The following is a 15189-nucleotide window of genomic DNA, read 5'->3' on the forward strand; positions in this document are numbered from 1 at the left end:
TTCTCAAAAGATAATACCCACAGTTCAACATTAACGTTACCACCTCAAAGAGTTTTACAGTGAGCGATGCGGCTTAAAGCCTTAACATTTTGAAAGACAGTAAAATTACCGCTATCGATATAACAATAAACACAAGTGACAACAAGTAATAAAAACCTTGATGGAATCTATTTTTTATTCTAACTAAAATGGTGCTTTTACTTTGCGAAGCAACAGGAATTCGAGAAAAAACTTGTATCATAAAGTTAACTAATGCGAGCCAAGCTAAGGCGAGAAAGTTTAGCATTATTTCATTAGAGTCAGTTGCACTGGGCATAACAGAAAAAACCAATTGGTATACTATGTTAGCAATAAGCACTATTGCTAACAAATAAGTAAACTTATGAAAGGGTTTTAACACTAAGGAAAGTTTAACTAAAAATGTAATCATTTGGTTATTATATATGCATTATTCATTAAGCCAAGCAAGCACCTGTTGTTAAAAAATATTGCTATTGATTTTAAATAAATAAACATTACTTATTCTTTTTTATAACTGACATTAGTAGTTATATTCGCTAAAATATAGCAAATATAACAATATGGTTAATCAAAATGACAATAAATGATGAAATATTAATTTTAGCAAATCAATTGGCCAATGCAGGTAATAAACCTAGCGTAGCTATGATCAAGGCTAAACTAAATAAGAAGGTACCGTTACCTGTCATCATATCAGCATTAAAGGTTTGGCAGCATGACCCAAGCTTTACTTCAATACCAGAAGAAAAGTACGATATAAATAAAGCCGCTGACATAACTGACACCACAGTAGAAACCAACACTTTTAGACAAAACCTTAATCATGAACTAGCACAAATGAAGCAAGAAATAATTGAATTAAAGCAACTAGTGAAGCAGCTAATTGAACAGCAAAAAAGTTAAACTCCGTTATTTAATCACTGGCGTCAACTGACTGATAAACTGAGTTAGCGAATCACTAAGTTGTTTGTGAGGTTTACAACCTACACGTTCAACCCAAACCGCGCCACTTGCATTATCTACTGAAATAATCATATCTTCTTCATCAGTTACCGCAAAGAAAATAGTCTCTTTTTGCTTTAACCTTCGCTTCATTAAAATATGACCAATGAGGTTCTCTTGTAAACGCTCAAAATCCTTTTTATTCCAAGCAAATAATAGGGATAATTCTCCTTCATCACAACGTGCGTCAAGGCTTTCACTATAAAATAAGGTAAAGTATGTTTTGATATCGTTATGCAAAGTCAAATCTAATGCTGACTCAACGTTCTCAAAACTTAATTCTTCGCTTTTCTCTATGGCCATAGGCTGCCAATAAACTTCACCTTCGGGTGAAGGGTTTTTCTCTGTAGCACCTTGTTCACAAGGTGAAGGCCATTCTTCATCTTGTTCAACTGTAGGTAAGCATGCATGCGTTTGTTGATAATCTGTAATATATTGTTCAGAAAATTGATGCAGAATTTGTACTAAATTTTTATTTGATTGATTTGATGATGTCATCGATACGAAGATCCTTTAAAATAGCCATAATATTATTGTATACCCTGGCAAACGATAGAAAAATTTTATGGCAACTTACCTAAACTCAAAAGAATTAAACAGTTTAACACTTGGTAAAAGCACTGAGTATTGCAGTGAATATAACCCAAACTTATTACAAGCGGTACCTCGAAGCTTAAATAGAGATGACTTATCTTTACAAAGTAATGAATTACCTTTTATCGGTGAAGATGTTTGGTATGGCTATGAATTATCCTGGTTAAACGCTAAAGGTAAACCAGTTGTTGCTGTCGCCGAATTTCGCTTCCCTTGCACTAGTCCAAATTTAGTTGAATCAAAATCCTTTAAATTATATTTGAATAGCTTTAATCAAAGTAAATTTTCCAGTATCAATGACGTTAAACAAACCCTTATTAAAGACTTATCCGCTACCGCTCAAACGCAAGCTGAAGTGACATTATTTACCGTTGATCAATGTCCTGCTCTGACTATGAAACCAGCTACACCTGATACTGTTTGCATTGATGAAGAAGACGTTACCATTGAAAGTTACGAATATCAGGCTGAGCTTCTTAATAAAGCACAAGCTAACTCACCCACTGACAACGTAGCAGAAAAACTAGTTAGTCATTTATTAAAATCAAACTGCTTAATTACCAATCAACCCGATTGGGCCAGCATTTATATTGACTATAAAGGTAAAACTATCGATCACGCTATTTTATTAAAATATTTAATATCGTTTCGACAACACAATGAATTCCATGAACAATGCGTTGAACGTATTTTTTGTGATCTACAGAAGTACTGCCAATTAGAAGAGCTTACGGTATTTGCCCGCTATACCCGCCGAGGCGGTTTAGATATTAACCCATTTAGAAGCACGCATTTAACGCGTGCTCCCATCATGAGAACATTAAGACAGTAAAGTTAAGTTTCGAGTTTCAAGTTTCAAACAATAACAATATGCTAAGCGCTTGTCTTTTGGCTAACGGCTATACTTGGCTAGCAGCAAGTGCTTGGGTAAGATCAGCAAGAATATCATCAATATGTTCAATACCAATAGATAAACGCACCATTTCTTTACTCACACCCGCTTTTGCTAATTCTTGCTCATCAAGTTGTCTATGAGTAGTAGAGGCAGGATGACAAGCTAATGACTTAGCATCACCAATATTCACCAAACGTACCACAAGTTTAAGCGCATCAATAAATTTTGCACCGGCTTTTTCACCACCTTTAATGCCGAAACTTAAGATACCACTACTACCTTCTGGCAAATATTTTTGCGCTAATTGATAGTCACTTGATGTTTCTAAACCTGAATAGTTAACCCAAGATATATTATCATGCTCAGTTAAATACTGAGCAACTTTTTGGCTGTTAAAACAATGACGTTCCATTCGAAGTGGTAGCGTTTCTAGACCTTGTAAAATCAAAAATACGTTCATTGGAGAAATTGCAGCACCCATATTTCGAAGCGGCACAACCCGTGCTCTAGCAATAAATGCTGCTGCGCCAAATGTTTCGGTATAACTTACGCCATGATACGAAGGATCAGGGTTATTTAATTGTGCAAAGCGCTCTTTATGTTCGCTCCAAGGGAAGTTTCCTGAATCCACAATAATACCGCCAACAGAAGTACCGTGACCACCAATATACTTAGTTAACGAATGTACAACAATATCTGCGCCGTGCTCAAATGGACGACAAAGTACTGGACTTGCCACTGTATTATCAACCACTAATGGTACGCCATGTTTATGTGCTATTTCAGCCATTTTAGCGATATCAGCAATATTGCCTGATGGATTACCGATGGTTTCACAAAAAACCGCTTTGGTGTTTTCATCAATCAGGTTTTCTAATGCGGTAAAATCATCGTGGGCGGCAAATCTAACTTCAATGCCTTGTTGAGGAAAAGTGTGAGCGAATAAATTATACGTACCACCGTATAATTTATTTATACTAACAATATTATCACCTACTTTAGCTATCGTTTGAATCGTTGCGGTAATTGCAGCCATACCTGATGCTAGCGCTAAACCAGCAATACCGCCTTCAAGTTCAGCTACTCGTTGCTCTAATACAGCTTGGGTTGGATTACCTATACGAGTATATATATTACCTTCTACTTTAAGATCAAATAAATCAGCACCGTGCTGAGTATCGTCAAAAGCATAGCTTGTGGTTTGATAAATAGGAACGGCAACGGCTTTAGTCGTTTGCTCAGGGCTATAGCCAGCATGAATGGCTGCGGTTTCTCTACGCATAAAAATCTCCAATTGAATTGTTATTGTATAAAAGAGTGATGATTCACCCATAGTAACCAATAATCAAATAATTCAACAAGATAATATAGTGCTTAAGGGTAATTATTTAATTATAAGCCAACAAACTGTGTTGAGCGTTTGCCTAATCGCTCAATACGATTTTTATTAAAACTTATAATTGATAATTGATAATTATTGATTAGGGCTAGGAAAATCTATGCCCGTCCATTGTTTGAAAAAAGCCTTTTGATTTTTACTAACCTGTTCCAACGGAATAACTTTCAGTTTAGCCTCGGGAATTGTCCCTAAAACAATCCTACGCGTATCCAGCTCATCTCTACGGAAATAAGTTAAACGTAGTTGATCTTTGGGTTGAAAATTTGTCAACCGTTTACTCAGATTTTTATCTACCATCCGTAAGCCATTAACAGCAACAATTATGTCATCGACCATAAAACCGGCCTGCCAAGCAGGACTGTTTTTTTCAACGGTTGTTACTTGCAACCCATTAGGCGACAACTTAGTTTTAAGGCCAGTCCAAGCTTGCTGTTTACTATTTTCTTTATCGCCATAAAACATAGTTAAACCTGCTTTAGCTAACAATTGATCAAAGTCTACTTTCGCATAACCATGCACATTTTCCTGCCACCAATATTGATAATCGTCACCGGTCATCTGTTTTAGAATAGCGACTAAATCAGCTTCATCAAAGCTTTTTGGTATTTTATGATTTTGATATAAAATATTATGAACATCACGATAACTTTTTTCTAAATTAGTTTTTTCAATGATTGAAAAATCTAACAACCAAGAAACTAAAAAGCCTTCTGAATAAATATTCACACTATGGTTTTTGTCGTAGTCTCCACCTTCTTCTAACCATTTATCAAAACTTGCTTCTGCCACCGTTTGACTTTGTCTTCCCGGCTTATGGATATAACCAGTAATCCATTTAGCTAAGCTTTCCAAAAACTCTTCACTGGACATTAAGTCACCGCGAAGCAACAATTGATTTTGTAAATAGCTAGTTGAACCTTCACTTACCCAAAGTAAAGTAGAGTAATTTTCTTGCTGATAATCATAAGGTACTAGCCCCTTAGGACGATATTGTTTAACATTCCACGTATGAATAAACTCATGTGCTGCCGTTGAGATAAAACCTAGGTAATCTTTCCGACTAGAAAACTGAAAACGTGAACGCTGAATAATGGTCGAATTTAAATGCTCAGTTGCGCCTCGTGCGCCACTTGTTGCGTGTACCATAAAAACATAACGTTCAAATGGATACCCTTGCCAGATATGCTTACTTTGCTGTACTAACATTGTTAAGTCAGCCACCATTTTAGCACTATCGTAATTACCCTTCCCCCAAATAACTAATTCATAATTAAGACTATCAACACTAAACTTATAATGCTCATTTATGCCAGTTTCAATAGGAGAATCTGCGAGAACATCATAATTTTTTGCAATAAATTGATGAGGTTCAGTGCCTAATTCAAGCCCTGAAACACTTCGCCATGATGCAGGAACGTTTAAAGAAATGTGATGCTTTTGATATCGTGTCGAATCGTTATACATCACAACAGTAGATGCATCAATAAATGCATGGCTGTCATCAATGTGTCTAGTTCGTTGCCCTAACTGATTAGCATAAACTTGATAACTAATTTCAACCTTTTTATCTAAGGTATCTTGTACTTGCCATGTATCCTTATCAATTTTTTTCCACTTGAGTGTATTTCCGCTTTCATCCATAGCTGAAAATTCTCGAATACCATTAGCCAAATTAATAATTTCATATCGACCAGTACGCCACGTAGGCAAATAAAAGTTTGTTTTCTGCCGATTAAATTTATCAAACTTAATCGTGATTTGAGCATAATGATGTTGCGGCTGGTCAATGCGAATGTTTACCGAGACATTTGCTTGAGCAATAGTGCAATGAACAAAATATAGCATCACTATTACAGCTTTTTTCGCTGCAGTAATACTATTAATAGGTAAGAAAAAAAACGAAACTTTAGACATATCGAACTAAACTTCCTTTAGAAAAGTAAATGGTATTGCTATAGTTTAACGAGTAAATAAAAAATAAACTAAAATTAGGTTATTATATTCGCATTTTATATAATGCTGACTAACAATCTATTTGATAATGTTGTAAATTATCAAATACGAACAATTTAGATAGTTAACTTTTTTTGGATAACTTACCGATACAGGATTATTTTTTATATGAATACCAAAACTGTTGCTGTTAGCCAAATGCAGGCATTAAAAGACAAACTTAATGCGGCAATAGAATCTAGAGCGTCACTTGAAGAAGATTTTGGTCATCAATCCAATTTATTAATACAGTTTATTAACAAATTATCTCTAGTATCGAAAGGCATTAATCTAGAACTAGATAACCGTTTAGCTCAACTTAGGGTGTTATTAACAAAATCATCACCTATTTCAGACATTGAATTTAAAATAGCCGAAATATCAAAACTATTACAACGTCACACAGTAACCAATGAACAAAATATAACGCATTTGCATAACCAATTTAATAATGCCGGGCAAATTTTACAAAAAACAAATGGCTTACCTGATGATTTACGTCGTCAATTACGTACTTTATTAGAAGAAACACAATCAACTAAAGAGAGCATAACTCAGTACGTCCCTTTACTAAATAAACTGATAGAACTCTACGATATAGCTTTACGTTCAAAAGTAGATATCCCTAAAGGAAGACTACTTGCTGCAACCCAATCACTTATAGACAAAACTCAATCAACAAATAATAACAGCTTTGAGATTAACACTGAGCTTGTTGAACAAATAGCTGTGTGCTTAAGTAAGTTACATTTATCAGCACAACACACGAAAAAATTGTTAGCGTTAAATACAAAACTTATTAATGACACTAAAAGTGATGACATACTACAACATTTCATTGAAATATTTGATGTTATTGTCGCTGACTATCAAAATGAACGTAAAAGTGCTAAAAACTTTTTAAACACCTTAAACGTAACCTTATCAAACGTACAAGCTTCGGTTAAAGAAACATTGTCAACGTGCAATGACTCACAAAGCACTAATAATAAAATCAATGACAAATTGCAAAATCAATTATTAGAATTAAGCACTAAAGTAGAAGCAGCCATGTCATTAGAGCACGTAAAGGTTGATATTAATGTTAAGTTAAAAAGCCTTGCGGGAACTTTACAGATAAAAGAAAAGTTTGAGCAGCAAAGTCAGCAAGCCTTAGCAAGTCAACTAGACAACATGTCGAAAAAAGTTAAACATCTAGAAGAACAAAGACAAGGATTTGCAAAAAAACTGGCAGAAGAGCAACGTAAAAGTATGCAAGATTCTTTAACTAAGTTAAGTAATCGTGCTGCATTCGACGAATACTTCACTAAAGCGATGGTGCGTTTTCATCATAAGCCTTTTGACTTAGCAATCGTGGTAATTGATATTGATGACTTTAAACATATTAATGATACCTACGGTCATACCGCAGGAGATAAAACCTTACAAGTAATTGCTACTACTATAGCGAAGAAAGTCAGTGATGATGTTTTTGTAGCTCGCTATGGCGGAGAGGAATTTGTACTTATTTACTCTAGTAAGAAAGAGATAGCATTAACCCATGAGCTAAACCTTATAAATAAACACATTGCTCGATTACCATTTAAGTTTAAAAGCAATAAAGTCAGCATAACGTTATCAATGGGTTTTACTCATATTACCAATAATGACAATATTCATACTGCGTTTGAACGTGCTGATCAAGCCATGTACAAAGCTAAAAAACAAGGAAAAAACCAAGTAATTTATCTTAAGTGATAATTACTAACCTATTAATACCCGTGACCATTTAAAATGCATGTTTCAGTGGGAGAAAAAAACGATTGAGACAAGGCATTGATTACAGAGAATGGTTGTTCCATTCACAAAATAAATAACGACGTATAAATCGTTTTTAGCCCCATCGTAGAAGCGCTTGAGCAAACCCATTTCATTGTTGCGTCAAAGAAATAGGGAATAACCATGATTTAATTGACGCGCCTCAAACTGGCATTGCTCAAGCACTCTGAATCGAGCATTTTGAATGATTACGGGTATAGCACTTGTAAAATATTACAGTTCAGCAACATAAAAGGAGTTATTATGCATACTCAGCTTAATCCTGTTGGTAATATGAACATTCTCTCTCAAGCTGAAGTAGATCAACTTCAGCGTTCATCAACCAGTGAGCTTTATAACCTCTATAGAAACTGCTCTCTAGCAGTACTAAATGCAGGTAGTCATACCGATGATGCTGAAGTTATTTATCAGCAGCATAAAGAGTTTACTATCGAAGTGCTAAGACGTGAGCGAGGCGTCAAAATAGATCTTAAAAACCCACCAAAAATTGCTTTTGTTGATGGCAAAATAATTAGAGGAATTCGCGAACACTTATCCGCGGTATTACGTGATATCTTATTTATCCATAATCGCTACGAAAATATGCACTGTACGCCTGACACCTTAACTGATGCTACTTTTGGAATATTACGAAATGCAAATGCAATTTTACCCGAAACTGAACCACGCTTAGTTACTTGTTGGGGAGGTCATTCCATTAAACACTATGAATATAAATATACTAAAGCAGTTGGTTACCAATTAGGTTTACGAGATTTTAATATTTGCACCGGCTGTGGTCCCGGCGCAATGAAAGGACCAATGAAAGGTGCGACTATTGGCCATGCAAAACAACGAAATAAAGAAGGTAGGTATTTAGGCTTAACTGAACCGAGTATTATTGCTGCCGAGCCACCTAACGCTATTGTCAATGAATTGGTGATAATGCCAGATATTGAAAAGCGCCTGGAGGCTTTTGTTCGTATATCACACGGTATTATTATATTCCCTGGCGGTGCGGGAACAGCAGAAGAGTTACTTTACATCTTAGGTATTTTATTAAATGAAAAAAATGTTAACCAAATACTTCCTATCATTTTAACCGGTCCTAGCAGCGCCAGTGACTATTTTGCTGAAATTGATGCTTTTATTGGCGCAACTTTAGGTGAAAAAGCACAGAAACTTTACAAGATAATTATTGATGATGCAGAACAAGTAGCGCAATTAATGTCTAAAGACTTAGTACGAGTGCTTGATTACCGTAAAGAAACAGGCGATGCTTTTCATTTTAACTGGTCTTTAGCCATTGAAAGCGATTTTCAACAACCATTTGAACCAAACCACGAAAACATGTCAGGGTTAAATATTAGTTATGATCTATCAACGGCTAAGCTTGCTGCTAATTTACGTCGAGTTTTTTCGGGAATAGTCGCGGGTAATGTAAAATCAGGTGGTATTAAAAGTATTAGAGAATTTGGCCCTTTTCAACTATCAGGTGATAAAGAAATTATGACTTTAATGGACAAGTTACTAGCATCTTTCGTTAGTCAACAACGTATGAAATTACCCGGTAGCGAGTACGTCCCTTGTTATAGTGTTATTGAGGAATAATAAATGTCGGCTCATTTAGTGTTAATTGACGCGTTAAACTTGATCCGGCGTATTTATGCGGTACAAGAACGTCCCTTTGTTCAAAACAAAATGCAATTAAATGATGAGTTGGCAATAAAAACGCAAAAACAAGTTTTATTTAATACCCAAAATGCTTGTACTAACGCATTAGAAAAAATACTAAACCATCAACAAGCCAGCCATGCACTTGCGGTGTTTGATAGTCAACAGCCATGTTGGCGCTATAAGCTCTATGCTGACTATAAAAAAGGTCGTAAAAAAATGTCATCGCATCTTGCGGATGAATTACCGACCATTCAAGATGCTTTTTTACAACTAGGCGTTGATTCATTAGTGTCTGAAGAAGATGAGGCCGATGATCTTATCGCAACGTTAGCAACAAAAATGGCGCTTCATGGCCAACATGTCACTATTGTTTCGACAGATAAAGGATTTCTACCTTTATTAAGCCCTACCATTCATATTTACGATTATTTTAATCGCCGTTATCTCGACGAACAACACGTAAAAGATAAGTTTGATATAAAACCAACACAGCTTATTGATTTATGGACATTAACTGGAGATAACACTAATAAAATCCCAGGTGTCGCTGGTATAGGCCAAATAACGGCAGCAAGTTTACTAAATCAATATGGTTCATTAAGTGCTATTTTAAACAGCACTGAGATTAAGCCAGCAATCAAAGAAAAACTTAACAATAGTTCACAGCAAATAGCGTTAAGCCGACAACTGCTCACGCTAAAACAAAATATTCCACTTGGATTTAACCTCAAAGATATTCGTTTAGATACATCAACAGATAAGAGCGATAACAATAAGTCTCCCTATAATCAGGCGCTTTAATGAAAAAAATCATTGCAATAACAATCTATACTCAAGAGCAAGTTTTAGAAATAAATCGTAAACTGGGAAGTCATTAAAAACACGAATAAGCAACCACCACGCTACTTAGGGTCTGTTGATCTTTCGAGATTGCTTTTGCAGCGACTTGTTGGGTATTTATACAAGGCAGAGCCTTTGTAATGTGGTTGTTCTACATAAAAAGGCGATAACGCCGTAAAAATGACCAACAAACGCTGTCCGAAGGATTCGGCTAAGGTAACTTTGATACAGATATAGTTTCTGCCTAATATAATCTGTTATGCTTCCTGAGTTAAGTACTTATTAACCTAAATTCAGATAATAAGTTAAATAATTTAAAAATGATAACTTTCAAACTCGCTTACTATCAATTTACATGATATAAAGCGCACCATTACAGCAGTAAGTAGTATCTATTAGTTAAAAAGTCGATCGTTATCATCAAAGTACATCAACAGACCCTAGCTATTTATAACTAAACAACCTTCCATTACAAGGCAATTAATATGACCTCTCAAACCATCACAGTTATTCCAGGCGACGGTATTGGCCCAAGCATCATTGAAGCAGCAATTAAAGTATTAGATAAAGCAGGCTGTAATTTTAACTATGAATATGCTGATGCCGGTTTAACAGCGTTAGAAAACCATGGTGATTTAGTACCACAAGAAACGCTAGACCTTATCGAGAAAAACAAAATAACGTTAAAGGGTCCATTAACAACACCTGTGGGTGAAGGCTTTACTTCAATCAATGTTACTTTACGTAAGCAATTTAAATTATATGCAAACTTACGTCCGGTACTCTCTTTTAAAGGCACTAAAGCTCGTTATGAAAATATCGACATTTTAACCGTGCGAGAAAACACCCAAGGTATGTATTCAGGTGCTGGCCAAGTGGTTTCTGAAGATGGTACGCAAGCTGAAGCGATGAGTATTGTTACCCGCGATGGTGCTGAAAAAATATTAACCTTTGCTTATGAAACTGCACGCAAAGAAGGTCGTAAAAAAGTAACTGCGGTACATAAAGCTAACATTTTAAAATCAACTTCTGGTTTATTTTTAAAAGTTGCTCGTGAAGTTGCTGCGCGCTATCCTGAGATTGAATCAACAGAGATGATTGTTGATAACTGTTGTATGCAATTAGTGATGAATCCTGAACAATTCGACGTTATCGTTACCACCAATCTTTTTGGTGATATTTTATCTGATTTATGTGCTGGTTTAGTTGGTGGCTTAGGTATGGCGCCAGGAGCTAACATTGGTGAAGGTTGTGCGATTTTTGAAGCGGTTCACGGAAGTGCACCAGATATTGCAGGTAAAAACCTAGCAAACCCTACTTCAGTAATTTTAGCTGCACTACAAATGCTTGAATATTTAGAAATGAGCGATAAAGCAGATAAAATTAGAAAAGCACTAATAGATGTGATTGCCAGTGGCGACCGTACTACTCGTGATTTGGGCGGTACTCATGGTACGACCGACTTTACTGAAGCTTTACTTGAAAGGTTATAAGCTAGATAGACTATAAGCATAACGGTAATCAGTTGCGAGTATTTAAATTACTCGCAACTCATTTTTTTATTATTTGTAAACTAAATCAGTCTTGCATGCACCGTAATTTCTTCACGGTCATAATACAAATGTTTAGCGTACAATTCATACTTCACTTTATGCTCACTAAAGGCATCTTTAATAGTTTGCAAATCATCAGTAACTTGCTGATATCGCCCTTTCATTGGTAGCTTTAAGTTAAACATAGCTTCCTTGCAGTAACCATTGAGTAACCATTCACTCATCAGCTTAGCAACACGTTGTGGCTTTTCAATCATGTCACAAACAAGCCAATAAACATTTTGTTTCATTGGCACATATTTAAAGCCATCCATCATTTTATGCTTAACTTGCCCTGTTTCCATCAAAGACTCAGCCATAGGGCCATTGTCAATAGCAGTGACCATCATTCCTCGACGAACCAGTTGATATGTCCAACCGCCGGGTGCAGAGCCCAAGTCAACAGCATTCATACCCGACGTTAATCGTGTATCCCACTCATCTCGAGGAATAAAGTACAAAAAGGCTTCATCAAGCTTTAACGTAGAACGACTTGGTGACTGACTGGGAAACTTAAGACGTGGGATACCCATGACATGTGGTGAGCTATTTCGCGCCAAAGAAAAGCCAAGAATAACTTCTTGACCACTTAAAAATAATGCGTGTAATACTGAGCCATCTTGCTCTGGATTAAATGAATCACCTTTTCCTGTTAACACCTTAGCTTTACGTAATCCTTGACGCAGAGGCACTGCAAGTTTACGACAAAATTTACTTAACGCTTTACCGTCATTGGTGTCTGGCGTTTCCATACGTAAATCATCATATTGCCATTCACTCCCTAATGCCTCAACGATGGCTTCAACGCGATTATACTCTGGTAAATCTATTTTATCAGTGAGCGTTACAAACCATTGTCGCGTAAAAATAAGACGCTTAAGAGGAAGGTTTTTTATTAACGCTTCCCCATGAGCAGGATCATGTAAGTGAAAAAGAACCACACCTTGGTTTTGTTTCAGCTCTAAATAACCATACATTTCATTCCATGAAGCTTTTTCTTGAATTTCAGCTCCACACTCTTTTTCGAAACCTGGACGACAATATAAAACAATAGAAGTCATGAGTTAATTTTACCTTGAATTTTCGCACTCAACCATTTATTACCAAAGCCCGGTCGACAATATAATACGATAGAGGTCATAAGTTGTTTTTACCTTCAATCGACAATAGCAACCAAGCAATTGCCAATGATATTCCGCCAAATGGCGTCAGTTTACCAACAAGGGCAAAACTGAAAAATGTTTTGATATAAATAGTGCCGCTAAAGCACAAAATACCGACAAAAAAGCCAATAGCGGCACTAAGCAATATTTTAGAGGGTACCTTAACTGATGAGCTAGTTATAGCCCAAACCAGTGTTGCCAACAAAGCCAGCGTATGAAATAACTGGTACTGCAGTGCAGTGTTTAACCTTGATTGCACATCAATAGGTAGTGCTTGTCCACCATGGGCAAGCCAAGCGCCGAATAGTACAGAAAAGCAACCGCTAACACCAACAAAAATCATTAAAAATTTAATTATTCTACCCTTAGCCTGTATTTCTTCAATCATTAGCACTTTCTTCTTTAATAAATGTAACGATAGCATTCACCGCTGTTTCAATATGTTGCTGATGAGTATAGCCTGATTTCACCCTTGGTTTTAAACTGTGATCGCCATCAGGTAGAAAAATGGTATGACATAACGGTGATACCTCATACTGTTCTATTTCAACCTGTGAGCCTAAAGTATCACGATCGCCTTGTAGAATAAGTACGGTTCTTTGCGTGTTTTGTAATGGCTCTAAACGAAGCTTCTCTGGTTTTTTTGTGGGGTGAAATGGGTACCCTATACAGAAAACACCTTGAATAAGCATTGCTATATCGTCATCTGCGGCAATGGTTGCCGCCACACGCGACCCCATAGATTTACCACCAATAAACAATGGCAACATAGCTTGTTGACTGTCGGCTACAGAGAAATCATCAATAACACGTTTATAACAATCAATTAATTTGGGCATTCTATCAGGTGGATAACGCTTACCCAGTGCTATGCGTTTGTCCATATAGGGAAAATTAAAACGCACTACATTAATATTGGCTTTATTTAATAATACGCTGACTTTCTCCATAAACTCATGATGCATATCAGCACCTGCACCATGGGCAAAAATAATTTGCGCTATAGGGTTGTCTACTGTGTTTTCAATTTTACTAATGATTATATTTTCCATAAATCAACTTAACTGACTATCGGTAATTTACTATTAATCTGCCCCTACTATGTAAAGTAACTAAAGCATAAAAGGGTAAATTAAGCGCACTGAGTTTATCTACTAATCAAAACGACAAAGGGGCGAAATACTTAAGTATTGCGTCCCTTTATGAATTGAATTCAAAACTATATAACTAAAAAATCAATTTGTTCAATCAGTTATCAAGGGGGGGAAGCCTTTCACTAAGTCATCAAGGGCTTTCATTTGCGCTAAATAGGGTTCTAATTTGTCAAGTGGTAAAGCGCAAGGTCCGTCACATTTTGCAATGGAAGGATCAGGATGTGCCTCAATAAACAATCCAGCAATACCAATAGCCATGCCGCTACGTGTTAACTGAGCTGCTTGTGCGCGTCTTCCATCAGCACTATCAGTGCGCCCCCCAGGTTTTTGCAACGCGTGAGTCGCATCAAAAATAACCGGTGCGTATTGCCTCATTTCATCCATCGCTAACATATCAACCACAAGATTATTGTAACCATAACAACTGCCACGTTCGCAAAGAATGATATTTTCATTACCCGCTTCACCGAATTTATTAATGATATGCTTCATTTCATGCGCGGCTAAAAATTGCGGTTTTTTTACATTAATCACTGCGCCAGTTTTAGCCATAGCAACCACTAAATCAGTTTGTCTAGCCAAAAAGGCAGGTAATTGAATAACATCAACCACTTCACTTACCGGTTGTGCCTGATACTGTTCATGAACATCAGTAATAATGGGGACATTAAAAGTACTTTTAATTTCTTCAAATATTTTTAGGCCTTCATCTAAGCCTGGACCACGATAAGAATGAACAGAGGAACGATTAGCTTTATCAAAAGAGGCTTTAAACACGTAAGGTATATTTAGCTTTTGCGTCACTTCAACATAGTGTTCAGCAATTTTCATCGCTAAATCACGAGACTCAAGTACGTTCATACCGCCAAATAACACAAATGGCTTATCATTAGCCACTTCTATACCACTAACTGAAACAGATTTTATTGTCATAACCTTTCCCTAATAAAAAGCTCTACTAAAGAACCTTAAAAAGCATTCCTTAACAAATATACCAAAGTAAAGGATCAGCTTTAAGCTGTATGATTCAATGTCAAAGAAAAAGCACGGAGTTGATGACTAT

General features: G+C 36.2%; 15 protein-coding genes. 6 read left to right on the plus strand and 9 right to left on the minus strand.

All coding sequences use genetic code 11. The annotated features are described in order from the left end of the window. Positions 1–73 precede the first annotated feature (73 nt). The gene (locus DWA31_RS17010; RefSeq protein ID WP_136037965.1) at positions 74–430 is read right to left on the minus strand and encodes a hypothetical protein; all 357 of its coding nucleotides are present in this window, start codon (positions 428–430) and stop codon (positions 74–76) included. Positions 431–594: 164 nt separating this feature from the next. Here DWA31_RS17010 and DWA31_RS00325 point away from each other — a divergent pair, with 164 nt between their 5' ends. After that, positions 595–924 carry an alpha/beta hydrolase family protein gene (locus tag DWA31_RS00325; RefSeq protein WP_114324694.1) on the plus strand — a complete coding sequence of 110 codons (330 nt, stop codon included), beginning with the start codon at positions 595–597 and terminating at the stop codon, positions 922–924. Between the two features lie 6 nt (positions 925–930). On the opposite strand, the gene syd is transcribed toward DWA31_RS00325, so the two are convergent. Then, on the minus strand, positions 931–1521 hold the full coding sequence (gene syd, locus DWA31_RS00330) for a SecY-interacting protein (RefSeq protein WP_114324695.1): 591 nt from the start codon (positions 1519–1521) through the stop codon (positions 931–933). Positions 1522–1588: 67 nt separating this feature from the next. Between syd and queF the strand changes: the two genes are divergently transcribed. Next, positions 1589–2449, plus strand: a complete 861-nt coding sequence (gene queF / locus DWA31_RS00335) for an NADPH-dependent 7-cyano-7-deazaguanine reductase QueF (protein ID WP_114324696.1) — start codon at positions 1589–1591, stop codon at positions 2447–2449. Between the two features lie 67 nt (positions 2450–2516). Here queF and DWA31_RS00340 read toward each other — a convergent pair whose 3' ends face one another. Then, positions 2517–3794 carry a bifunctional O-acetylhomoserine aminocarboxypropyltransferase/cysteine synthase gene (locus DWA31_RS00340; protein WP_114324697.1) on the minus strand — a complete coding sequence of 426 codons (1278 nt, stop codon included), beginning with the start codon at positions 3792–3794 and terminating at the stop codon, positions 2517–2519. Positions 3795–3986: 192 nt separating this feature from the next. Beyond that, the gene (locus DWA31_RS00345; RefSeq protein ID WP_114324727.1) at positions 3987–5756 is read right to left on the minus strand and encodes a M61 family metallopeptidase; all 1770 of its coding nucleotides are present in this window, start codon (positions 5754–5756) and stop codon (positions 3987–3989) included. 276 nt (positions 5757–6032) lie between these two features. On the opposite strand from DWA31_RS00345, the gene DWA31_RS00350 reads away from it, so the two are divergent. The 3 genes from DWA31_RS00350 to xni all read left to right on the plus strand — a co-directional run bounded on the left by DWA31_RS00350 (position 6033) and on the right by xni (position 10178). Beyond that, positions 6033–7640 carry a GGDEF domain-containing protein gene (locus DWA31_RS00350; RefSeq protein WP_114324698.1) on the plus strand — a complete coding sequence of 536 codons (1608 nt, stop codon included), beginning with the start codon at positions 6033–6035 and terminating at the stop codon, positions 7638–7640. 324 nt (positions 7641–7964) lie between these two features. Next, positions 7965–9311 carry a nucleotide 5'-monophosphate nucleosidase PpnN gene (gene ppnN / locus DWA31_RS00355; protein ID WP_114324699.1) on the plus strand — a complete coding sequence of 449 codons (1347 nt, stop codon included), beginning with the start codon at positions 7965–7967 and terminating at the stop codon, positions 9309–9311. A gap of 3 nt (positions 9312–9314) precedes the next feature. Next, positions 9315–10178: a flap endonuclease Xni gene (xni, locus tag DWA31_RS00360; RefSeq protein ID WP_114324700.1), complete on the plus strand. Its 864-nt coding sequence runs from the start codon at positions 9315–9317 to the stop codon at positions 10176–10178. Positions 10179–10279: 101 nt separating this feature from the next. Here xni and DWA31_RS17360 read toward each other — a convergent pair whose 3' ends face one another. Continuing rightward, entirely contained in the window at positions 10280–10471 is a 192-nt protein-coding gene (locus tag DWA31_RS17360; RefSeq protein WP_245942410.1) for a hypothetical protein, read from the minus strand. A 231-nt stretch (positions 10472–10702) separates the two neighbouring features. On the opposite strand from DWA31_RS17360, the gene DWA31_RS00365 reads away from it, so the two are divergent. Further along, a complete protein-coding gene (locus DWA31_RS00365; protein WP_114324701.1) occupies positions 10703–11710 on the plus strand; it encodes an isocitrate dehydrogenase in 1008 nt (335 codons plus the stop codon). 80 nt (positions 11711–11790) lie between these two features. Here the strand turns inward: DWA31_RS00365 and rlmM are convergent, their stop codons facing one another. The 4 genes from rlmM to kdsA all read right to left on the minus strand — a co-directional run bounded on the left by rlmM (position 11791) and on the right by kdsA (position 15059). Continuing rightward, the gene (gene rlmM / locus DWA31_RS00370; RefSeq protein ID WP_114324702.1) at positions 11791–12870 is read right to left on the minus strand and encodes a 23S rRNA (cytidine(2498)-2'-O)-methyltransferase RlmM; all 1080 of its coding nucleotides are present in this window, start codon (positions 12868–12870) and stop codon (positions 11791–11793) included. A 76-nt stretch (positions 12871–12946) separates the two neighbouring features. Further along, positions 12947–13360: a DUF423 domain-containing protein gene (locus tag DWA31_RS00375; RefSeq protein ID WP_114324703.1), complete on the minus strand. Its 414-nt coding sequence runs from the start codon at positions 13358–13360 to the stop codon at positions 12947–12949. Beyond that, complete coding sequence (locus DWA31_RS00380) at positions 13353–14024, minus strand: alpha/beta family hydrolase (protein ID WP_114324704.1); 672 nt, start codon at positions 14022–14024, stop codon at positions 13353–13355. The genes DWA31_RS00375 and DWA31_RS00380 overlap by 8 nt, the downstream gene beginning before the upstream one ends. A gap of 192 nt (positions 14025–14216) precedes the next feature. After that, a complete protein-coding gene (gene kdsA / locus DWA31_RS00385) occupies positions 14217–15059 on the minus strand; it encodes a 3-deoxy-8-phosphooctulonate synthase (RefSeq protein ID WP_114324705.1) in 843 nt (280 codons plus the stop codon). Positions 15060–15189: the final 130 nt, after the last annotated feature.

It is taken from the genome of Candidatus Colwellia aromaticivorans, from assembly GCF_003333305.1.
Lineage (GTDB): Bacteria > Pseudomonadota > Gammaproteobacteria > Enterobacterales > Alteromonadaceae > Colwellia > Colwellia aromaticivorans.

Excerpts from the sequence above, each read along its gene's own strand:
- DWA31_RS17010 (WP_136037965.1), bottom strand. The coding sequence starts at position 430 with ATGATTACATTTTTAGTTAAACTTTCCTTAGTGTTAAAACCCTTTCAT.
- rlmM (WP_114324702.1), bottom strand. The coding sequence starts at position 12,870 with ATGACTTCTATTGTTTTATATTGTCGTCCAGGTTTCGAAAAAGAGTGT.
- DWA31_RS00340 (WP_114324697.1), bottom strand. The coding sequence starts at position 3,794 with ATGCGTAGAGAAACCGCAGCCATTCATGCTGGCTATAGCCCTGAGCAA.
- DWA31_RS00325 (WP_114324694.1), top strand. The coding sequence starts at position 595 with ATGACAATAAATGATGAAATATTAATTTTAGCAAATCAATTGGCCAAT.
- DWA31_RS00375 (WP_114324703.1), bottom strand. The coding sequence starts at position 13,360 with ATGATTGAAGAAATACAGGCTAAGGGTAGAATAATTAAATTTTTAATG.
- kdsA (WP_114324705.1), bottom strand. The coding sequence starts at position 15,059 with ATGACAATAAAATCTGTTTCAGTTAGTGGTATAGAAGTGGCTAATGAT.
- DWA31_RS00365 (WP_114324701.1), top strand. The coding sequence starts at position 10,703 with ATGACCTCTCAAACCATCACAGTTATTCCAGGCGACGGTATTGGCCCA.
- ppnN (WP_114324699.1), top strand. The coding sequence starts at position 7,965 with ATGCATACTCAGCTTAATCCTGTTGGTAATATGAACATTCTCTCTCAA.
- xni (WP_114324700.1), top strand. The coding sequence starts at position 9,315 with ATGTCGGCTCATTTAGTGTTAATTGACGCGTTAAACTTGATCCGGCGT.
- queF (WP_114324696.1), top strand. The coding sequence starts at position 1,589 with ATGGCAACTTACCTAAACTCAAAAGAATTAAACAGTTTAACACTTGGT.
- DWA31_RS00345 (WP_114324727.1), bottom strand. The coding sequence starts at position 5,756 with ATGCTATATTTTGTTCATTGCACTATTGCTCAAGCAAATGTCTCGGTA.
- syd (WP_114324695.1), bottom strand. The coding sequence starts at position 1,521 with ATGACATCATCAAATCAATCAAATAAAAATTTAGTACAAATTCTGCAT.
- DWA31_RS00350 (WP_114324698.1), top strand. The coding sequence starts at position 6,033 with ATGAATACCAAAACTGTTGCTGTTAGCCAAATGCAGGCATTAAAAGAC.
- DWA31_RS00380 (WP_114324704.1), bottom strand. The coding sequence starts at position 14,024 with ATGGAAAATATAATCATTAGTAAAATTGAAAACACAGTAGACAACCCT.